At 58.9% G+C, this 19863-nt stretch carries 19 protein-coding genes; 15 read left to right on the top strand and 4 right to left on the bottom strand.

Annotation, left to right across the window (positions count from 1 at the left end; genetic code table 11):
- The 7 genes from atpA to Q0U90_RS08350 all read left to right on the top strand — a co-directional run.
- Positions 1 to 1633 (top strand): F0F1 ATP synthase subunit alpha (atpA, locus tag Q0U90_RS08320; RefSeq protein WP_297453484.1); only part of this gene is annotated, 1633 nt, incomplete at its 5' end.
- Between the two features lie 53 nt (positions 1634 to 1686).
- Entirely contained in the window at positions 1687 to 2667 is a 981-nt protein-coding gene (locus Q0U90_RS08325) for a F0F1 ATP synthase subunit gamma (RefSeq protein ID WP_297453487.1), read from the top strand.
- Between the two features lie 2 nt (positions 2668 to 2669).
- Entirely contained in the window at positions 2670 to 4109 is a 1440-nt protein-coding gene (gene atpD / locus Q0U90_RS08330; RefSeq protein ID WP_297453490.1) for a F0F1 ATP synthase subunit beta, read from the top strand.
- Between the two features lie 11 nt (positions 4110 to 4120).
- On the top strand, positions 4121 to 4492 hold the full coding sequence (locus Q0U90_RS08335) for a F0F1 ATP synthase subunit epsilon (protein WP_297453493.1): 372 nt from the start codon (positions 4121 to 4123) through the stop codon (positions 4490 to 4492).
- Positions 4493 to 4709: 217 nt separating this feature from the next.
- Positions 4710 to 5213, top strand: a complete 504-nt coding sequence (locus Q0U90_RS08340) for a DUF2550 domain-containing protein (RefSeq protein ID WP_297453495.1) — start codon at positions 4710 to 4712, stop codon at positions 5211 to 5213.
- Positions 5214 to 5290: 77 nt separating this feature from the next.
- Positions 5291 to 5983, top strand: a complete 693-nt coding sequence (gene nucS / locus Q0U90_RS08345; protein ID WP_297453498.1) for an endonuclease NucS — start codon at positions 5291 to 5293, stop codon at positions 5981 to 5983.
- 2 nt (positions 5984 to 5985) lie between these two features.
- Positions 5986 to 6333, top strand: a complete 348-nt coding sequence (locus Q0U90_RS08350; RefSeq protein ID WP_297453501.1) for an ATP/GTP-binding protein — start codon at positions 5986 to 5988, stop codon at positions 6331 to 6333.
- A gap of 3 nt (positions 6334 to 6336) precedes the next feature.
- On the opposite strand, the gene mce is transcribed toward Q0U90_RS08350, so the two are convergent.
- Positions 6337 to 6789: a methylmalonyl-CoA epimerase gene (mce, locus tag Q0U90_RS08355; RefSeq protein WP_297453504.1), complete on the bottom strand. Its 453-nt coding sequence runs from the start codon at positions 6787 to 6789 to the stop codon at positions 6337 to 6339.
- Positions 6790 to 6820: 31 nt separating this feature from the next.
- Here mce and Q0U90_RS08360 point away from each other — a divergent pair, with 31 nt between their 5' ends.
- Both Q0U90_RS08360 and Q0U90_RS08365 read left to right on the top strand, forming a co-directional pair.
- Complete coding sequence (locus tag Q0U90_RS08360) at positions 6821 to 7126, top strand: thiamine-binding protein (protein WP_297453507.1); 306 nt, start codon at positions 6821 to 6823, stop codon at positions 7124 to 7126.
- A 93-nt stretch (positions 7127 to 7219) separates the two neighbouring features.
- Positions 7220 to 8269 (top strand): tetratricopeptide repeat protein, encoded by a 1050-nt coding sequence (locus Q0U90_RS08365; protein ID WP_297453510.1) that lies wholly within the window; start codon positions 7220 to 7222, stop codon positions 8267 to 8269.
- A 10-nt stretch (positions 8270 to 8279) separates the two neighbouring features.
- On the opposite strand, the gene Q0U90_RS08370 is transcribed toward Q0U90_RS08365, so the two are convergent.
- Positions 8280 to 8675 carry a TIGR02611 family protein gene (locus tag Q0U90_RS08370; RefSeq protein WP_297453513.1) on the bottom strand — a complete coding sequence of 132 codons (396 nt, stop codon included), beginning with the start codon at positions 8673 to 8675 and terminating at the stop codon, positions 8280 to 8282.
- A 208-nt stretch (positions 8676 to 8883) separates the two neighbouring features.
- Here Q0U90_RS08370 and Q0U90_RS08375 point away from each other — a divergent pair, with 208 nt between their 5' ends.
- Positions 8884 to 10011, top strand: a complete 1128-nt coding sequence (locus tag Q0U90_RS08375; protein ID WP_297453516.1) for a serine hydrolase — start codon at positions 8884 to 8886, stop codon at positions 10009 to 10011.
- 131 nt (positions 10012 to 10142) lie between these two features.
- Here Q0U90_RS08375 and glgB read toward each other — a convergent pair whose 3' ends face one another.
- Positions 10143 to 12338, bottom strand: a complete 2196-nt coding sequence (gene glgB, locus Q0U90_RS08380; protein WP_297453519.1) for a 1,4-alpha-glucan branching protein GlgB — start codon at positions 12336 to 12338, stop codon at positions 10143 to 10145.
- Positions 12339 to 12520: 182 nt separating this feature from the next.
- Entirely contained in the window at positions 12521 to 14551 is a 2031-nt protein-coding gene (locus tag Q0U90_RS08385; RefSeq protein ID WP_297453522.1) for an alpha-1,4-glucan--maltose-1-phosphate maltosyltransferase, read from the bottom strand.
- Positions 14552 to 14705: 154 nt separating this feature from the next.
- Here Q0U90_RS08385 and Q0U90_RS08390 point away from each other — a divergent pair, with 154 nt between their 5' ends.
- The 5 genes from Q0U90_RS08390 (at position 14706) to Q0U90_RS08410 (ending at position 19748) form a co-directional block, all read left to right on the top strand.
- Complete coding sequence (locus tag Q0U90_RS08390; protein ID WP_297453525.1) at positions 14706 to 15542, top strand: ABC transporter ATP-binding protein; 837 nt, start codon at positions 14706 to 14708, stop codon at positions 15540 to 15542.
- 6 nt (positions 15543 to 15548) lie between these two features.
- The gene (locus Q0U90_RS08395; RefSeq protein ID WP_297453528.1) at positions 15549 to 16388 is read left to right on the top strand and encodes an NUDIX hydrolase; all 840 of its coding nucleotides are present in this window, start codon (positions 15549 to 15551) and stop codon (positions 16386 to 16388) included.
- Positions 16389 to 16441: 53 nt separating this feature from the next.
- Positions 16442 to 17626, top strand: coding sequence for an SAM-dependent methyltransferase (locus tag Q0U90_RS08400; protein WP_297453531.1), 1185 nt, complete (start codon positions 16442 to 16444; stop codon positions 17624 to 17626).
- A 337-nt stretch (positions 17627 to 17963) separates the two neighbouring features.
- Complete coding sequence (locus tag Q0U90_RS08405; RefSeq protein WP_297453535.1) at positions 17964 to 18749, top strand: electron transfer flavoprotein subunit beta/FixA family protein; 786 nt, start codon at positions 17964 to 17966, stop codon at positions 18747 to 18749.
- Positions 18750 to 18803: 54 nt separating this feature from the next.
- Complete coding sequence (locus Q0U90_RS08410; protein ID WP_297453538.1) at positions 18804 to 19748, top strand: electron transfer flavoprotein subunit alpha/FixB family protein; 945 nt, start codon at positions 18804 to 18806, stop codon at positions 19746 to 19748.
- The last annotated feature ends 115 nt before the right edge of the window (positions 19749 to 19863 follow it).

Here is a 19863-nt window from a genome sequence, read left to right on the forward strand (position 1 = left end):
GACGATCTCCTCCGATGAGATCCGTAGCGCGATTGCGAACTACACCTCGAGCTACTCCCCGGAGGCCTCCCGTGAGGAGGTTGGCGTTGTTATCAGTGCAGCTGATGGTATCGCCCAGGTTTCGGGAATGCCGTCGGTCATGACGAATGAGCTTCTGGAGTTCCCGGGCGGCGTCATTGGCGTCGCTCAGAACCTCGACACCGACAAGGTCGGTGTCGTGGTGCTGGGTAACTTCGAGTCGCTCAAAGAGGGTGACGAGGTAAAGCGGACGGGTGACGTCCTTTCGATTCCGGTCGGGGACAAGTTCCTCGGTCGCGTAATTAACCCCCTGGGCCAGCCGATCGACGGCCTGGGCGACATTGAGGCTGAAGAGGACCGCGTCCTCGAGCTGCAGGCACCGACTGTGCTGCAGCGTCAGCCGGTTGAAGAGCCGATGGCCACTGGTATCAAGGCCATCGACGCTATGACCCCAATTGGTCGTGGTCAGCGCCAGCTGATCATTGGTGACCGTAAGACCGGTAAGACCGCGGTCTGCCTGGACACCATCTTGAACCAGAAGGCTAACTGGGAGTCCGGTGACCCGAGCAAGCAGGTGCGATGCATCTACGTTGCTATCGGTCAGAAGGGCTCTACCATCGCTGGTGTGCGCCAGACCCTCGAGGAGCAGGGCGCACTCGAGTACACCACCATCGTTGCTGCCCCGGCGTCGGATGCCGCAGGCTTCAAGTGGCTTGCACCATTCGCAGGCGCCGCACTGGGTCAGCACTGGATGTACCAGGGCAAGCACGTCCTGGTCATTTACGATGATCTTACTAAGCAGGCAGAGGCCTACCGTGCCATCTCGCTGCTGCTGCGTCGCCCGCCGGGACGCGAAGCTTACCCGGGTGACGTCTTCTACCTCCACTCCCGTCTGCTGGAGCGTGCTGCAAAGCTCTCCGACGACATGGGCGCAGGCTCGCTGACCGCACTGCCGATCATCGAGACCAAGGCGAACGACGTGTCGGCCTTCATTCCGACCAACGTCATTTCCATTACCGACGGTCAGGTCTTCCTCGAGTCCGACCTGTTCAACCAGGGTGTCCGCCCGGCTATTAACGTCGGTGTGTCGGTGTCCCGTGTCGGTGGTGCCGCACAGACCAAGGGCATGAAGAAGGTTTCCGGTAACCTGCGTCTGGACCTCGCGTCCTACCGCGACTTGGAAGCATTCGCAATGTTCGCTTCCGACCTGGACGATGCCTCCAAGCGTCAGCTGGAGCGCGGTCAGCGTCTGGTTGAGCTGCTGAAGCAGAAGGAAAACCACCCGCAGCCGGTCGAGTACCAGATGACCTCCATCTACCTCGCAGGCGAGGGCGAATTCGACGACGTTCCGGTTGAGGATGTCCGTCGCTTTGAGGCCGAGCTGCTTGAGCACCTGCAGGACACTCAGCCTGCAGTCTTCGAGCAGATTGACGGCGGCGTTGCCTTCTCCGACGAGTCCAAGGCTGCTCTGAAGTCCGCTACCGCTAACTTCAAGAAGTCCTTCCAGACTTCCGAGGGCGCACCGCTGGCTTCTGAGGCTCCGGTCGAGGCACTCGACAAGGGCGAGCTCAAGAAGCAGCAGATTACGGTCTCCCGCAAGACTGCCCAGAACTAGGCAGGTTGAGCTATTCAATGACCGTTTTCGCAATTGAAGGGAGGGAATAGGACATGGCGAATCTTCGTGAACTTCGAGCCCGCATCAAGTCGGTGAACTCGACCAAGAAGATCACCAAGGCCCAGGAGCTTATCGCAACCTCGCGCATCACCAAGGCGCAGCGTCGCGTGGCAGACTCCCAGCCGTACGCCGACGAAATCGAGAAGGTCATCGGACGTCTCGCATCGGCTTCGTCGTTGGATCACCCGATGCTCGTAGAGCGTGAAGGTGCCCAGCGTGTTGCAGTTCTGGTTGTAACCAGTGACCGCGGCATGTGTGGCGGCTACAACCACAACGTCCTGAAGAAGGCTGCAGAGCTGCGTACCGCTCTGGAGGAGCAGGGGCATGAGGTCGTTCTCTACGTAACTGGCCGTAAGGGCACCGACTACTACGACTTCCGTGGTGTCGAGCTCGCCGGTACGTGGGAGGGCTTCTCCCAGGATCCGGACTACGCCGCAACCCACGACGTGCGTCGTCACCTCATTGATGGTTTCAACGCTACGGCCGAGGGCACTGCCAAGTACCGCGAAGGCCTGCGTGGCACCAACGGCGAAGCCGTTCAGGGCTTTGACCAGGTCCACGTTGTCTACACGGAATTCGTATCCATGCTTTCTCAGATTCCGCGTGCACACAAGATGCTCCCAATCGAGCCTGTGTACGAGGACGTCGAGATTGCTCAGGGTGAGGACATGCTTTCCGACGGATCGGATGACCTCAAGCCGGACTACGAATTCGAACCTGATGCAGACACCCTGCTGGCAGAGCTTCTGCCGCAGTACGTGTCCCGCACCCTGTTTGCAGTGATGCTCGAGGCCGCTGCCTCTGAGTCCGCTGCCCGTCGTAACGCTATGAAGTCTGCGACGGACAACGCTACTGAGTTGGTCAAGGACCTCTCCCGCGTTGCTAACCAGGCACGTCAGGCACAGATTACCCAGGAAATCACAGAAATCGTCGGTGGCGCCGGTGCGCTCGACGACAGCGGAGAAAGTGACTAGATATGAGCACAGCTCTAAGTGAGCAGAACACCACCACGGCTGTGGGCCGTGTTGTGCGTGTCATCGGTGCCGTCGTCGACGTGGAGTTCCCGCGTAACGAACTGCCGGCACTTTACAACGCGCTGACCGTGGAAGTTACCCTTCCGTCGGTCGCCAAGACCATTGTCCTCGAGACTGCTCAGCACCTCGGCGACAACATGGTTCGTACCATTGCTATGGCCCCGACCGACGGCCTGGTCCGCGGTGCAGAGGTCAAGGACACCGGTAATCCGATTTCGGTCCCGGTTGGTGACGTCGTCAAGGGTCACGTCTTTAACGCAATGGGCGACTGCCTGGATGAGCCGGGCCTGGGTCGCGATGGCGAGCAGTGGGGCATCCACCGTGAGCCGCCGGCCTTCGACCAGCTCGAGGGTAAGACCGAGATTCTGGAAACCGGTATTAAGGTCATCGACCTGCTGACCCCGTACGTTAAGGGCGGCAAGATTGGTCTGTTCGGTGGTGCCGGTGTCGGTAAGACCGTTCTGATTCAGGAGATGATTACTCGTATTGCACGCGAGTTCTCCGGTACCTCGGTCTTCGCCGGTGTCGGTGAGCGTACCCGTGAGGGCACCGACCTCTTCCTGGAAATGGAAGAGATGGGCGTTCTCCAGGACACCGCCCTGGTCTTCGGCCAGATGGACGAGCCTCCGGGAGTCCGTATGCGTGTCGCTCTGTCGGGCCTGACCATGGCAGAGTACTTCCGCGATGTTCAGCACCAGGACGTGCTGCTCTTCATCGACAACATCTTCCGTTTCACCCAGGCCGGTTCTGAGGTTTCGACCCTGCTGGGTCGTATGCCTTCCGCCGTGGGTTACCAGCCGACTCTGGCTGACGAGATGGGTGTCCTGCAGGAGCGCATTACGTCCACCAAGGGCCGTTCGATTACCTCTCTGCAGGCCGTTTACGTGCCTGCCGACGACTACACCGACCCGGCTCCGGCAACGACCTTCGCCCACCTCGATGCAACCACCGAGCTCGACCGCTCGATTGCATCGAAGGGTATTTACCCGGCAGTGAACCCGCTGACCTCGACCTCTCGTATTCTCGAGCCGTCGATCGTCGGTGAGGAGCACTACCGCGTTGCTCAGCAGGTTATTAACATCCTGCAGAAGAACAAGGAACTCCAGGACATCATCGCCATCCTCGGTATGGACGAGCTGTCTGAGGAGGACAAGGTGACCGTGCAGCGTGCACGTCGTATCCAGCGATTCTTGGGTCAGAACTTCTTCGTTGCTGAGAAGTTCACGGGTCTGCCTGGTTCGTACGTCCCGCTGAAGGACACCATCGTTGCCTTCGACCGCATCTGCAAGGGCGACTTCGACAACTACCCGGAGATGGCCTTCGACGGCCTGGGTGGCCTCGACGATGTCGAGAAGAAGTACGCTGAAATGCAGAAGAAGTAAGGGGCATCCTCATGGCTGAAATCACCGCTGAACTGGTCGCTGTTGAGCGACCGCTCTGGAAGGGCAAGGCCACCCTGGTCTCTGCTCAGACCACCGAGGGTGAGATCGGCGTGCTGCCCGGACACCAGCCGTTGCTTGGCCAGCTGGTCAACAACGGTACGGTGACCATCAAGACCGCAGACGGCAAGGTTCTTGTCGCCTCGGTACAGGGTGGGTTCATTTCCGTGTCTACCTCGAAGGTTTCGATCCTCGCGGACAAGGCAATCTGGGCTGACGAGGTTAACCTCTCCGAGGCCGAGTCCAACCTGACTTCGGATGACCCTGCAGTAAAGGCACAGGCTGAGTCGGAGGTTCGCGCGGCTCGTCGCGCTACCACCAAGTAGTCTGTCTGCCCGAACATCCGGTCGCACGACCGTATTCTTCCTGCTTCTTTAGACGGGGCGGGGAGCTAGCAAGAGATATCTTGTAAGCTCCCCGCCCCGTTTTTCTTAGAATATTTTCATGTGGGCTCAACAATCGGGTAAAGTTTGTAAAAAGCCTCTAATGCGCTTTTGAACCTAGGTTCGTCGTCTATTCACCCGGATGCGAGGCTGGCAGACAGTGTTTTCGAGCGTAACCATGATGTCAATCATGTTCATGATTATCGGTGCGATATTGATCGTCGGCGGGGCCCTTGCCCTGTGGCGTTTCGCCAGCCTGCACGCAAAGGGAACCCCCGTTATTGCTCGCCGTCTGCCTGCAGGAGATGGCTGCCACTGGCGCCATGGAGTCATGGTTTATTCCGAATCGACGTTGAAGATGTACAAGCTACGTTCACTGCGTCCCGGTTGTGATGCCGAATTTGCCCGTCACGATGTCACCATTGTTGATCGTCGAGATCCGACTGACGTCGAGGCGGGCTTTTTTGCTCCCGGGCTACGGGTAGTTCGGATTAAGACCCCACAGAATGCCGAATGGGAGTTTGCCATGGACTCATCGTCGGATACCGCGTTGGTTGCGTGGGTGGAGTCGAAGCCGTCGTCACGCCAGACGCGTGAGTTTCCCACAGACATCGAACGTCGCTTCCGTTCGGCCTACAACCGCGGGCGGGGAAGTCAGTACTAGGCACTGACGGAAGGTTCTTGCGCAGCCTGTAGCGGGTGCTGTTTTCTCCCGCGTGGCAGTCACGTTAGGCTAGGAGAATGCGCCTTGTGATTGCTGAATGCACCGTCGACTATGTTGGTCGCTTAAACGCCCATCTGCCACACGCCCCGCGATTGCTGTTGGTGAAAGCTGATGGTTCTGTTTCTGTGCACGCAGACGACCGTGCGTACAAGCCGCTGAACTGGATGACACCGCCGTGTACGCTGACGGAAAAGGACATCCTGGACGATTCAGGTGAGGACACCGGCGAAAAGCTCTGGGTTGTCGAGAATAAGAAGGGTGAGCAGCTCCGCATCACCATCGCGAAGGTGTTGGCGGATAGCACCTATGAGCTGGGAGAGGACCCCGGCTTAGAGAAGGACGGCGTGGAAGCGCATCTGCAAGAGTTGCTGGCCGACCAGTTCACGACATTCGGAGAGGGCTACACGCTAATCAGACGCGAGTATCCGACTCCCATTGGTCCAGTCGATTTGCTCGGTCGAAATCAAAACGGCGGCACTGTCGCAGTGGAGGTCAAACGCCGTGGCGGTATCGACGGTGTGGAGCAGCTCACCCGCTACCTGGAGATGCTGAACCGCGATGAGCTTTTGGCGCCAGTGGAGGGTATTTTCGCGGCCCAGGAGATTAAGCCGCAGGCAAAGACGCTCGCAGAAGATCGTGGTATTCGCTGTGTAACTGTGGATTACGATGCTCTGCGGGGTCTGGAATCCAACGAATTGCGGCTGTTTTAACTATGCCTAGGCGAAACCACAAGCGGCGCGGTAGCCGACGCGGCGAGCGTAATGGTCAGGGACAGATCCGCGGTAGCCTGCCCGCATTTGGCAGTTCTTTCCAGAACACTCGCACTGAGTCTGGGCCTGCAGGGTGGCAGGATGTGGACTTCTCGGTGCGCAATATCAGTGCCGGCCAGTCCACCAAGGCTTACCGCTGCCCGGGCTGTGATCAGGAAATTATGCCTGGGACCTCGCACATTGTGGCGTGGCCCCAGGATTATGGTGCGGGTACCGATGACCGGCGACACTGGCACACCAACTGCTGGCGCAACAGGGCACACCGCACCATTACGCGGCGCTGGGGATAGTTTTTACTTAGCTGGCTCAACCAGCTCCAGCAGGACGCCGCCGGCATCCTTCGGGTGGATGAAGTTGATGCGGGAACCCGCGGTGCCAATCTTCGGCTCCGGGTAGAGCACGCGGGTGCCCTGCTCCTTCAGGTGCGCCATCAGGGCCTCCAAATCAGTGACGCGAACTGCGTACTGCTGGATGCCCGGACCCTTCTTTTCCAGGTACTTCGCAATCGTAGACTGGTCATTCAGCGGCGCGAGAATCTGAACCAGAGTGCCGCCTTCAACCTTGTCAGCCGGGCCGAGCATAGCCTCGTGGACGCCCTGCTCTTCGTTGACTTCATCGTGGTAGTTGATGAAACCAAGGTTTGCGCGGTACCACTCAACCGCGGCATCAAAATCTGGAACTGCGACACCTACGTGATCTACAGCGACTACGTACTTATGGGGAACGGGAATCTGTGTCTCACTCATAGTTTCCAGAATACTCGCTATTATCGGCGCCATGATTGTCGCGTTTTCTGTCGCCCCCACTTTCTCCGATCCTGAGCAAGGAATGGCCGAGGCAGTCGCTGAAGCCGTCCGCGTTGTGCGCGAGTCCGGCCTACCCAATGAAACCAACGCCATGTTCACCCTGATCGAAGGGGAGTGGGACGAGGTTATGGATGTCATCAAGCGCGCGACTGAGGCAGTCAGTCGTGTCAGCCCACGGACGTCGTTGGTGATTAAGGCGGACATTCGCAATGGATACACGGGACAGCTGCGCGCCAAGGTCGATGCGGTGGAGGATGCCCTCAAAGCCACCGATTAGCAGTTCGCGCAGCTCGGAAAAGTAGGCTGTATGTAAGTTGTACGTAGGCTGTACTAGGGCTTTACGACGACACTGGAGAGGAAAACCAATACGATGCCAGCTGGACATGGTCACTCACATGGCCATTCTCATGGTCACTCGCACGGAGCAGACGGGCACCGAGAGTGCTCAACTCCTCCGCCACCGCCCGGAACTGTCGACTTGGAGCAGCTTCACCAGCGTGCTGAGGCCGAGCGTAAGCGCCGCGAGGCGATCGAGCGGGCAACCAGCGACCAGGGGGAGGGGCTGCCACCAGTCGTCGAAATTACCCCGCAGAATCTTGAAGCGGAGGTGGTCCTACGCTCGGAGCAGGTGCCGGTTATCGTCTTGATTGGCATGGCCGGTGCAGCCGATTCACTGCATCTTCGCGCTGAGTTGGAAGGCATGGCTCGTGAAGCCAATTTGAACTGGATTCTGGCGTGGGTAGATGCGGAGGAGCACCCGCAATTGGCCCAGGCATTCGGTGTGCAGGCCGTGCCGACAGTCACGGCTGTGGCCATGGGTAGCCCGATTGGCATGTTCGTGGGAGAGAAGACCCGCGACTGGCTGGAGCAGTGGCTGGCGCAGGTCATGGAGGCCACCCGGGGGCGTCTCAAGGGGCTACCGGCGGGAACTCGTATGGCTGGAGAAGACAGCGCGATAGAGGCACCGGAGCCGACCGACTTCTTCGGTAATCCCGTCCCCACAGATGATCCCCGTTTGGAGCAGGCAGAAAATCTGCTTGCCGAGGGCAATTTCGATGAGGCCCTGGCACTCTATGACTCCATGGTGCAGTCCGAGCCCGCGAACCAGGGGCTGAAGCGCGCCCACGCTAATGTGTCGTTCTTTGCCCGCGCAGCCAAGATTGATCGCAGCGCGGATCCGATTGCAAAGGCCGATGCCGAGCCTAAGAATGTCGCGCTCGCACTCGATGCCGCGGATGTCACGATGCTTGTCGACGATCCTGCCAAGGCGCTCGATCGTTTGTTGACGTTGCTTCCGCAGGTGTTTGGCAGTGACCGCGAGGCCGTTAAGACTCGTTTATTAGAGCTGCTTGCTCTGTTCGATACCACGGACCCGGTGGCGTTGGATGCGCGGAGAAGGATGGCGAGCGCACTGTATTAGTCCCTGGGGATTAGCCTGAAGCGTCGGTGTACGGCCAGTCTTCCGGTGCCATGAAATAATAGACGCTACCCATGACTGTCGTCATGAACGCTAGCAACAAGACGAACAATGTCGCTTTCATGGCAATATGACGCTCGGCATACCAGGCGTAAAAAGCATCGAGCTTTGATGCCAACCAGATGTTCAGGCGGCGTGTTGGCGGGTGAACCAGCGAGAGAATTCCCAGTGCCACAAAGATGCAGAGCCAACCGGGGGCGGGGGTCGGCAGAATAATAATGCCAACAATTAGTAGTGCGAAGCCCGCTACGAGCAGAACAGGGGAGAGTACCGGCCCGTACCAGGTATTGCGCATATGGGCATGCTGAATCTGCATGCGGTCCATCAAACGATGTACCTTTTCCTCCATCGCGATTCACTTCCTCTGGTTTTAGGAGCAACGTGGTACTTCCAGCAGTAATCTTGCGGGGCACGTCGATATTTCACCCATTGTGGCACAGATAGCGGTACTTGGTGCATCGAATTTGTTCCCAAGGTGGTAATCTGCCAACCGTTCAAACTGGCCTCACTGTGTGAGGTTTCTCTGATTCTCGGCTGTCACCAGCCAGGAGCTTTGCATGCGACTTCGCCCTAATGCCCGCCGTGCGACCTCGATTATGGCCATTGCTGTGCTTTCGGTCTCACCAGTGTTGGTAGGTTGCACAATTGATGTTTCTCACAACGCCGGGCCCACATCCGATACGGCGGTTGCGGCGCCGGAAAGCTCGCAGGACGGCTGGGATGTTGCCGAAGAAGTGGAGTGGACGGATGCGCAGGAGGTCCTCGATACGGCGGCTAAGAACTTTTCGGACAACTATGGCATTGATTTGGGTGTCTATTTGCGGGTCATCGATGGCCCGTACAAGGGGCTCACAGCGTCGGTAGGCAAGGACGAGAAACAGTATTCGGCCTCCACCATCAAGGCTGCGCTGGTGGTCACAGTACTGAAGAAGTTCGGAGATAATCTTGACAAGACCGTGACCGTCGATTGGGACAATGGCGTTGGCGGAAGTGTGATTGGCCCGGGGCAGTACACGTTAGACGGGCTGTTGCAGTACGTGATGCGGTATTCAGATAACACTGCGGCCAATGGGCTTATCGACGCGGTCGGGGATTTTGATGAGGTCAACAAGACCATTAAGGAGGCCGGTGTTGATGACGAGCGCTACCACCTGGGCAATAAGTTCAATATCCCCAACCCAAGTGGGGATCGCTCGTGGTTCACGCCCTCTCAGGCCGCGCTCTTTATGGCACGCCTCCAGGAGGTGGCCGACGGCACCTCAAAGCACAACTTCGTCACCAAGGACACGGCCCAAACTGCACTGACATACCTCACGTACGGAGGCTCGCAGAAGTTCGTGATGTATGTCGGCTCCGCGGTGCAGAAGACCGGGGATACCGCCGCTGGTGTTAATGATCACGGTATTTTGTACACGGCCGCAGGCCCCATCGCTTACGCAATTACGACGCGCTTCGAGGTTCCGCTCAATGAGCTTACCGACGGTCTGCTCGGCCAGCTCGGTTCGCAGATTGTCCCACTCCTGCCGGATTACAACCGCCTTGGCAAAGACGGTAAGCCACTGACTGCGAAGCAGGCTGCGACGTGGAGTGCACATGAGGATGGCTCCGGTTACACCGATGATTCGGATCCCTCGAACTACAACGAGTCCTTGGAACCCGACTGGTTTAATCCATTCCGAGAATAAGACCTGGGTAAGCTCTGTAAAACCGAAACTGCCCGTGTAGCAGGATTTTCTGGCCGGAACCCCAGGCCGCTGAAAACCGTGCAACACGGGCGATTTCTATTTAATTGTCTATTGTTTGGCTGGATTCGGGACTAGCCCTGCCACTTCAGCCACACAGCGGTGTTGGCCGGCAATACCAGGTCAACCGAGTGAGCTTGGCCATTCCAGCCTTCCTCAACTGCCGTAACGGTACCGTTTTCGCCGTAGCCGGAACCTTCGTAACGCGATGCGTTGGTATTCAGGATTTCGGTCCACTGGCCGCCGCGTGGCACACCAATCTTGTAGACCTCTTGCGTGCTTCCGGACAGGTTGTAGACGCAGGCGATGACCGAACCATCGGTGCCGTAGCGAACGAACGACACGACATTGTTCGCGGAGTCATCGGCGTTAATCCACTGGAAGCCCTCTGGGCGGTCATCCTGGGTGTAGAACGCCGGGTTGTCCTTGTAGATGACGTTGATGTCCTTGACCAACAGCTGAATGCCGCGGTGGAACTCACCGCCCCAGCCTTCGAGGTTGTCCCAGGCCACGGATTCATCGTGATTCCACTCGTGGTTCTGACCAAGGTCCTGGCCCTGGAAGAGCAACTGCTTGCCCGGGTGCGCCCACATGAAAGTCAAGAACGTACGCAGGCCGGCGGCCTTGTCCCAATCGCCGCCCGGCATGCGCTCCCATAGCGAGCCCTTGCCGTGCACAACCTCGTCGTGGCTAATCGGCAGAATGAACTCTTCCGAGTAGGCGTAGACCATAGCGAAGGTGAGCTCATGGTGGTGGTAGGAGCGGTAGATTGGCTCCTTGCTGAAGTACTCCAGCGTGTCATTCATCCAGCCCATGTTCCACTTCATGGAGAAGCCGAGGCCACCGTGTTCGGTTGGCGCAGTCACACCTGGCCAGGAAGTAGATTCCTCGGCGACTGTGAGGAATCCCGGGTGGTGCTTGTGCACAGTGGCGTTGAATTCCTGCAGGAACTGAACAGCATCGAGGTTTTCACGGCCACCGTACTGGTTCGGTAGCCACTCGCCCTCGTTGCGGGAGTAGTCCAGGTACAGCATGGAGGCAACAGCGTCGACGCGCAGACCATCGATGTGGAACTCCTCCGCCCAGTACAGTGCGTTGGCGTAGAGGAAGTTGCGGACCTCATTGCGTCCGAAGTCGAAGACGTAGGTGCCCCAGTCGCGCTGCTCGCCGCGGCGCCAGTCCGGGTGCTCGTAGCAGGCGGTGCCATCGAAACGGGCGAGAGCGAACTCGTCCTTCGGGAAATGACCCGGGACCCAGTCCATGATGACACCAATACCGGCAGCGTGGAAGGCATCAACCAGGCCACGGAACTGATCCGGAGTGCCGAAGCGGCTGGTCGGAGCGTAGTAACCGGAAACCTGGTAGCCCCAGGAGCCTGTGAATGGGTGCTCAGATACCGGCATGAACTCCACGTGGGTGTAGCCCATGTCGACGACGTAGCGCACCAGCTTCTCAGCCATGACCTCATAGCTCAGGCCCTGCTTCCACGAACCCAAGTGGACCTCGTAGATAGAGATAGGCTCTTCTGTCCAGTCAGTGTTGGCACGCTTTTCCATCCACGCCTGGTCACCCCAGGTGTAGTCGGAGCTCGTAACAATCGACCCAGTTGCCGGTGGCAGTTCAGCCGCACGCGCCATCGGGTCAGCCTTATCTCGGCGGTGTCCCTCCGGGGTAGTGATGGCGAACTTGTAGACATCGCCCTCACCAACACCCGGGATGAACAGCTCCCAGATACCTGCGCCACCCATAGAACGCATTGGGTACTGCGCGCCGTTCCACATGCAGAAGTCACCGACAACGGCAACGCCACGTGCATTGGGAGCCCAAACAGTAAACGAGGTGCCCTCGACCGTACCCAGTTCGGTGTCGTAACTATGCAGGTGTGCACCGAGGACCTTCCACAGCTCCTCGTGGCGTCCCTCTCCGATTAGGTGCAGGTCACCGGCGCCAATGGTGGGGAGGAAACGGTAGCCGTCGGCACGCTCCACGGTCTCGCCCGAGTCCCACGTAATGCGTAGGCGGTAGTCGAAGTCATCGCCTCCCGGGACGAGTGCGGTGAAGAAACCGTCGCCCAGGTTCTCCGCTTCGAATTCGCCGCGAGTGCTAACGACAGTAACCGTCTGAGCACCGAAAACCCTCGTGCGAATAACCGTGTCGCCGTCTACGACATGTGCGCCGTAGATGCTGTGCGGATCGTGATGGGTGCAGTAGCGCAGGCGATCCATATCGCCGGAATCAATTGCGAGGCGGGGATCTGTGTGGGCTCCCATGGAAGGTCCTTCCGAAGCGTTTCTAGGTAGGGGAATGTGAAGTTATTGAGTTCAGTTTTAAAGAAATAACGGGGACGTAGGGGAGAAGCAGGCTACTAACTCACCCGCCAGCCTAACGACGAAACGTTGTGACTGTGGCCAGGTCCGCAGCTCACTAACCCCGAAAGTTCCCAGCCGGCGTCCTAGCCCTCGTAGTCGGGGACTTCGCGCCAAGCCAACTTGTGGCGAAGCTTGACATCAATCTCCGGCAGCTTGATGATGTGCGCGACGTTTTCCCACGGAGCCAGGCGGACGTAGTTGTCCTTGCCCCAGTTGAACTGGTTGCCAGTAATCAAGTCGGTGACATCCATACGGTCGTGGTTGCGGTGACCGATGCGGTCCATGTCGAGGTGCAGGGTCGCTTCCTGGGCATTCCACGGATCGAGGTTGAGAACAACCAGGATGGCGTCGCCCGTGACCGGGTCAAGCTTGGAGTACGCCAGCAGGTTGTCATTGTCGATGTCGTGGAAGTGCAGGTTGCGGAGCTGCTGCAGCGCCGGGTGCTCACGGCGAATCTTGTTCAACGTGGCAATGAACGGTTCCAGCGAGTTTCCGGTGGCCAGAGCCTGGTCGTAATCGCGGCTGCGGAGCTGGTACTTCTCGCTGTCGAGGTACTCCTCGGAGCCGTCCTTGACCGGAACATTCTCAAACAGTTCGAAGCCGGAGTACATGCCCCAGAGCGGCGACAGTGTCGAAGCTAGCGCGGCACGGATAGCAAATGCGCCGCGGCCACCCTTGACGAGGAACTCATGCAAAATATCCGGGGTGTTTACCCACAGGGATGGGCGGGCGATGTCCGCGTGGCGGGTAATCTCCTCACCGAACTCAGTCAGCTCCTTCTTCGTGGTCTTCCACGGGAAGTAAATGTAGGACTGAGTGAAGCCGGCCTTGGCCAGGCCGTAGAGACGGGCCGGGGCAGTGAAGGCCTCTGCCAGGAAGATGACCTCTGGGTTGGTCTCGTGGACGGTCTCAATGAGCCATTCCCAGAAGTTGCCCGGCTTGGTGTGGGGGTTGTCCACGCGGAAGACCTTGACACCGCGCTTGATCCAGAACTTCACTACACGCAGGACCTCGGCGTACAGGCCCTTGGCGTCGTTGTCGAAGTTCAGCGGGTAGATGTCTTGGTACTTCTTCGGCGGGTTCTCTGCGTAGGCAATAGTGCCGTCCGGCAGTACGGTGAACCACTCAGGGTGAGCCTTAGCCCACGGGTGGTCCGGTGCACACTGCAGCGCCAGGTCGATAGCGACCTCCAGGTCGCGCTCCTTGGCGGCCGCGATGAACTCCTTGAAGTCCTTCTCGTCACCGAGGCTCGGGTGGATGGCATCGTGGCCGCCCTCATCGGAGCCGATTGCCCACGGAGATCCGACATCGCCCGGTTCCGGGGTCAGGGTGTTGTTGCGCCCCTTTCGGTTGATTTCACCAATCGGGTGAATCGGCGGTAGGTAGACGGTGTCGAAGCCCATGCGCTGGGCGCGGTCGAGCTGGGCAACCGCAGTCTTGAAAGTACCGTGCAGCAGTTCGCCGTTTTCGCCGAAACCGCCGTTAGAACGCGGGAAGAATTCGTACCACGAAGAGTAGAGGGCCTCGCGGCGGTCGACCTTAATCTTGCGGGTCTTGCCGCGGGTCAAAAGGTCACGCACCGGGTGTGCCTCCAGGATGGCCCTGGTCTCGTCGGAAAGCGCGGCTGCGATGCGGGCGCGGAGGTCGCCTTCACCACGCAGGCCTGCAGCGACGGAGCGCAGATGGTTGCGGTGGACAGCAGCGGCGCTCGTAGCGGCGCGGTCGAAGAGGCCGGCGCCAATCTCCAGGTCGTTGGCAAGTTCTGCCTCGCTCTGACCGGCCTCGAACTTCTTGGTGATGGCATTGCGCCACGTCGCCATTGGGTCCGACCAGGCATCAATGCGGATGGTCCACAGTCCGGGAACGTCAGGAACAAAGGTGGCGTTGACCTGGTTTGGATCGTGGTCAGAAAAGTGCATTGGAATGCGCTGCGAACGGGAAGCAAACGCTGATTCCTTCGGCCCCTTGACGTTGAGTGTAGCGTTCATCGCATCGTGGCCCTCGCGCCAGATGACGGCGAAGGTTGGGACGACTTCACCCACTACGGCCTTCGATGGAGTTGCACCACCGTTGATTTGGGGGCGGATGTCGTCAATACCGATTCGACCAGTCATAAAAGACGTTCTCCTAATTCTCGGCGAGCTGGGTGAAAATCGACGTGGAAAATCGAAGTAAAAGTCATCTCGAGCGAACTCGATTTGCTCCCTACCGAGGATAGTTGAGAATGTCCAAGCGCACATTCGGGCAAAGTTAAGGCACCATAGATGTGTGGCTGATTTGGAAGAAGACTTTAACGAAGATCTGCTCCTCGACTTTCGCGACGTAAACCTGGTTCGTGGTGGCCGTACGCTGGTCGGGCCTGTGGATTGGCAAGTAGAACTCGATGAGCGCTGGGTCATCATGGGCCCGAATGGTGCGGGCAAGACTTCTCTGATGCGCATTGCGGCAGCGGAGGAGTTCCCGTCTTCAGGGGTGGCTTATGTGATGGGTGAGCAAATTGGTCGAACCGATATGCGTGATTTGCGCACCATGATCGGGTTGACATCATCGTCGATTGCTCACCGCATCCCGAACGATGAGAAAGTCGCAGACCTCGTCATCTCCGCCAGTTACTCCGTCCTGGGGCGCTGGCGTGAAACCTATGAAGAGATGGACTTCGAACAGCTCGCCGAGATTCTTGAACGCATGGGCGCTGAGCATCTCGCAGATCGCACCTGGGGAACGCTCAGTGAGGGAGAGCGCAAGCGCGTGCTCATCGCACGAGCCATGATGGTTAACCCCGAACTACTGCTTCTCGACGAGCCGGGGGCCGGGCTCGACCTGGGCGGCCGCGAGGACCTGGTTGGGTATTTAGGTGAACTCGCACTCGACCCGGATGCGCCGGCAATGGTGATGATTACGCACCACCCAGAGGAAATTCCGTACGGCTTTACCCACGCGATGCTTCTCGACGAAGGAAAGATTGTCGCCCAGGGTCTTATCGACGACGTTCTGACCGGGGAGAATTTGACCAAGGCCTTCCACCAGGAAATCGTTGTGGATCGCATCGATGGGCGCTACTTTGCGCGCCGGGCACGACGTGCTGGAAAGCATCGGAAGAAGTAGGCGCTCATGTCGGCACCGACACCTGAAACACCTAAAATTCCCGCCACGCCGAAGCTCGCTGCAACGGTCCTCCTACTGCGTGACACCCACTGCGGTCTTGAGGTCTACGTCCAAGAGCGTGTGTCCTCCATGCGCTTCGCCGCAAACATGACTGTGTTTCCCGGCGGCGGTGTCGACCGGCGTGATTTTCCCGCCGTCGCAAATGAGGACGTGACTGCGCCCCAGAATCCCGGTGCTGACCCAGAGCTTCGAATTGCACAGTTGTTTAACGTCGACCGCGCACGGGCGCATGCCCTCACCTGCGCGGCGGTACGGGAGACATTTGAGGAAACAGGCACCCTCTTGGCGCGCGACGCCAGCGGAGAGCTTGTTTCTGACGGGCATCGCTTCCACCTCCAGCGGCGGCAACTGGAAGCGCACGAGTTGTCATTGACCGAGTTCCTCATTGGCGAGAACCTGACCCTCGACGCGGACCTGGTCAGCCCCTGGGCCAACTGGGTGACACCTGAGTCCAACCCCATCCGCTACGACACCTATTTCTTCCTCGCCGCGCTTCCCGACGGTCAAAGGGCCGACGGTGACACCTCGGAGGCCTCATCCTCCGGTTGGTTCCGGCCGACCACCATTTTGGACGGGTGGCGACGTGGCTTGCTTGGCCTCATGCCGCCGACCTGGGCACAACTCAGCCGCTTGGATCGAGTGAGTACTGTGGCCGAGGCGCTAGAGGTGGCTAGGAGCACCCCAGTACGCCGCACCAACAGTGACTTCCTCGGCGAACCCTTTATGGATGAGTACTTTGCGGTTGCTACCCACATGGGTCACTTGCGCAAAGGCATGAAGCGATAGTCGGCTACCCGCGCTATAAGCCGGCTAATCCCTTAACTGGAAGGAAAATACGAGTGTCCCTGTCCGCTGCAGAGGTGCGCGCCATTGCTGCACACCCGGAGTGGCTGTATGAGGCAGACCACCTCGCCTTGACCAAGAAATCTCTTATTGCAGATTCCGCGCACCTTCGCGAGCACTGCGGTGAGTACGGTCGCGCGGTCATTGAAGTGGCCACTGCCCGACGCTCGGCGGCTGCAAAATTGCCTGGAGCCTGGATTTTCTCTTCCGAAGCAGCGCAACAGGCCACGCCCTTTGTCGTGGCCACCGCTCGTGCTCGTAGGCTTGCGCAACTGGGAGTCGAGGCAGTAGCCGATGTGACCTGCTCCATTGGCACGGAGGTGGCAGCTATTGACCACGAGGGCCTAACAGTTGTCGGCTCCGACCTCGATTCCGCACGCCTGTCCATGGCGCGGCACAACGTCGGCAAAGACATCTTCGCGCAGGCCGATGCTTTGCAGCCGGCCTTCGACGCACCCGTCATCGTCGCTGACCCCGCACGTCGCTCCGGTGGGCGCCGAATCACCAACCCGGAGGATCTGCTTCCACCGCTGTCTTCACTCATCGCAGCGTGGCCGGGCCGAGAATTGGCTATCAAATGCGCGCCGGGGCTCGACTTCAGCGAGTGGAGCGGGGAAGTGGCTCTCACTTCGGTGGATGGTTCAGTCAAGGAGGCGTGTCTATATACGCCAGGGCTGGCCGGTGTTACCGATGGGCGACCAGTAACGCGGTCGGCGATGGTTATCCAGGCCGTCGATAAGCACAAACCGTTGGAACTATCGGCGGCGCACGTGCAGACGTACGACGACACCATGTCTGACGATGTCGATGTCCAATCTGCTGGCCGTTACATCATTGACCCGGATGGGGCGGTTGTGCGCGCCGGGCTGGTGCGACATTTCGCGGCGGCGCATGGGCTGTGGCAGCTCGATGAGCGGATTGCACACGTCAGCGGCGATGTATTGCCGCGGGGAATTGCCGGTTTTGAGGTTATTGAGCAAGTTGGGCTGAAACAGGTTCGTAAGGCCTTGGCGGCATTGGATTGCGGGTCGGCGGAGATTCTCGTGCGCGGTGTAGATGCGAATCCGGATGTGTTGCGCAAACAGTGGAAGCTGAAAGGCACCAGGGCGTTGGCGGTGGTGGTCACGCGCATCGGACGGAGCGCGACGGCGTTCATCTGTCAGCCGCGCGAGGTCGGTTAGAGACCGCTTTACGACGGAAAATTGGTGGGGGTAGCCTGTTGGGGATCGGTGTTTGCTGTTGGCGAATACTGCCGAGCCGGCAGCGGCCGATTGCGTATTATTAACCTCTGACATGCGGGAATGTCATGTTTGTGGATGGGGTGGGTCCGTGGCGCCAGAAAAAATTTAAAAAAATAACGACATTGTTATCTGGATCACCTTCGCATTGGCGACAGGTTCTGTTATCTTCAACACAGACGACCTAGAGCGTGGCCTGGTTCACTTTATTGTGAAGTGGTTTGCGAAGTAAGGTCAGATAAACGTTCACCAGTAATCAACCAGTAAGGACGACAGAAAAATGCCGAACATCGTGGTTCTGGTCAAGCAGGTTCCGGACACCTGGTCCGAGCGTAAGCTCACTGACGACAAGTTTGTCCTCGATCGTGAGTCTGCAGACGCAGTTCTCGACGAAATTAATGAGAACGCAGTTGAGGCTGCACTGCAGCTGAAGGAAGAGCACGGCGGTAAGGTTACCGTCGCAACTGTTGGCCCGGATCGTGCCGTCGAGGCACTGCGCAAGGCTCTGTCCATGGGTGCTGACGATGCCGTCATCCTCTCCGACGACGCACTTGAGGGCTCCGACGCAGTCCAGACTGCCTGGGCTCTGTCCAACGTCATTGACACTCTCGAGGATGTTGACCTCATCATCACCGGTAACGCTTCCACCGACGGTGGCACCGGTTCTGTCCCGGCAATTCTCGGTGTCTACCGTGACCTCCCGGTTCTGACTCACCTGCGCTCCGTCGCTATCGAGGGTGACTCCATCACCGGTGAGCGCGAGGTTGAAGACGGCATTTACCAGCTGAAGGCATCCCTGCCGGCAGTTGTTTCCGTCACTGAGAAGGCAAACAGCCCGCGCTTCGCATCCTTCAAGGGCATCATGGCCGCTAAGAAGAAGCCGGTCACCGAGCTGACCCTGGACGATGTCGCTGCTGAGGCAGAGCAGGTCGGTCTCGAAAACGCTGCTACCGGCGTCACTGGCTCCACTCCGAAGCCGGCTAAGACCGCTGGTGAGCGTATTAACGATGAGGGTGACGGCGGTGCCAAGCTAGCCGAGTACCTCAAGGCCCAGAAGTTCATCTAAGGCGCTTGACGCGAATAGAAGACAAATAGAGACACAAGTAGGAGAAAGATCACTATGACCGACGTCCTCGTTCTCGTCGAGCACGCAAATGGCGAGCTGAAGAACACTACCACTGAACTGCTGACCGCTGCTTCCGCATTCGGCACCCCGGCTGCAGTTGTCGTGGGTACCCCGGGCACCGCTGCTGGCTTCGCAGACACCCTGGCTTCCTACGGCGCTGGCGAGATCCTCGCAGCTGAGTCCGACGATGCCGACAAGTACCTGATTACCCCTGAGGTTGACGTTCTCGTCGGCCTGGCCTCCGAGCGTGAGGTTCCGGTGCTGGTTTCCGCTTCTGCAACCGGCAAGGAAATCGCTGGCCGCGTTGCAGCACTGACCGGTTCTGGCCTGCTGTCCGACGTCACCGCTATCAACGACGACGCTTCCGTGAAGTACTCCATCTTCGGTGGCGAGTACATTGTCGACGGCGTCGGCTACGGCGCATCCCCGGTCTACGCTCTGCGCCCGGGTTCCGTTGACCCGGAGGAGAAGTCCGGTTCCGCTGACGTTACCGAGATTGCATTCCCGGAGATTGGCAACAACGCTGTCGAGATTGTTTCCTTCGCACCGGCTGAGGGCGGCGACCGTCCGGAGCTGACCGAGGCTAAGCTGGTTGTTTCCGGTGGCCGCGGTGTCGCCTCCGAGGATGGCTTCAAGAACGTTGTTGAGCCGCTGGCAGACGTTCTCGGTGCTGCTGTTGGTGCTTCCCGTGCTGCTGTTGACGCTGGCTACTACCCGGGCCAGTTCCAGGTCGGCCAGACCGGTAAGACCGTTTCCCCGGACCTCTACGTTGCTCTGGGCATCTCCGGTGCAATTCAGCACAAGGCTGGTATGCAGACCTCCAAGACCATCGTTGTGGTCAACAAGGACGAAGAGGCTCCACTGTTCGAGATTGCTGACTTCGGTGTCGTCGGTGATCTGTTCGACGTCGTCCCGCAGGCCATCGAGAACCTGAAGTAATACACGCCTGTTGCAAGGCCACAAGGCTGCTAGCCGGCAGCCCACTGGTTGGTAACTCCATGCTCGGGGTGGGCACAGATTTCCATGTCTGTTCCCGCCCCGAGCATTTTTGTTG

Source organism: uncultured Corynebacterium sp. (assembly GCF_946998835.1).
GTDB lineage: Bacteria > Actinomycetota > Actinomycetes > Mycobacteriales > Mycobacteriaceae > Corynebacterium.

Excerpts from the sequence above, each read along its gene's own strand:
- Q0U90_RS08410 (WP_297453538.1), top strand. The coding sequence starts at position 18,804 with ATGACCGACGTCCTCGTTCTCGTCGAGCACGCAAATGGCGAGCTGAAG.
- Q0U90_RS08325 (WP_297453487.1), top strand. The coding sequence starts at position 1,687 with ATGGCGAATCTTCGTGAACTTCGAGCCCGCATCAAGTCGGTGAACTCG.
- Q0U90_RS08395 (WP_297453528.1), top strand. The coding sequence starts at position 15,549 with ATGTCGGCACCGACACCTGAAACACCTAAAATTCCCGCCACGCCGAAG.
- nucS (WP_297453498.1), top strand. The coding sequence starts at position 5,291 with ATGCGCCTTGTGATTGCTGAATGCACCGTCGACTATGTTGGTCGCTTA.
- Q0U90_RS08335 (WP_297453493.1), top strand. The coding sequence starts at position 4,121 with ATGGCTGAAATCACCGCTGAACTGGTCGCTGTTGAGCGACCGCTCTGG.
- Q0U90_RS08385 (WP_297453522.1), bottom strand. The coding sequence starts at position 14,551 with ATGACTGGTCGAATCGGTATTGACGACATCCGCCCCCAAATCAACGGT.
- mce (WP_297453504.1), bottom strand. The coding sequence starts at position 6,789 with ATGAGTGAGACACAGATTCCCGTTCCCCATAAGTACGTAGTCGCTGTA.
- Q0U90_RS08370 (WP_297453513.1), bottom strand. The coding sequence starts at position 8,675 with ATGGAGGAAAAGGTACATCGTTTGATGGACCGCATGCAGATTCAGCAT.
- atpD (WP_297453490.1), top strand. The coding sequence starts at position 2,670 with ATGAGCACAGCTCTAAGTGAGCAGAACACCACCACGGCTGTGGGCCGT.
- Q0U90_RS08375 (WP_297453516.1), top strand. The coding sequence starts at position 8,884 with ATGCGACTTCGCCCTAATGCCCGCCGTGCGACCTCGATTATGGCCATT.
- Q0U90_RS08360 (WP_297453507.1), top strand. The coding sequence starts at position 6,821 with ATGATTGTCGCGTTTTCTGTCGCCCCCACTTTCTCCGATCCTGAGCAA.
- Q0U90_RS08405 (WP_297453535.1), top strand. The coding sequence starts at position 17,964 with ATGCCGAACATCGTGGTTCTGGTCAAGCAGGTTCCGGACACCTGGTCC.
- Q0U90_RS08365 (WP_297453510.1), top strand. The coding sequence starts at position 7,220 with ATGCCAGCTGGACATGGTCACTCACATGGCCATTCTCATGGTCACTCG.
- Q0U90_RS08350 (WP_297453501.1), top strand. The coding sequence starts at position 5,986 with ATGCCTAGGCGAAACCACAAGCGGCGCGGTAGCCGACGCGGCGAGCGT.
- glgB (WP_297453519.1), bottom strand. The coding sequence starts at position 12,338 with ATGGGAGCCCACACAGATCCCCGCCTCGCAATTGATTCCGGCGATATG.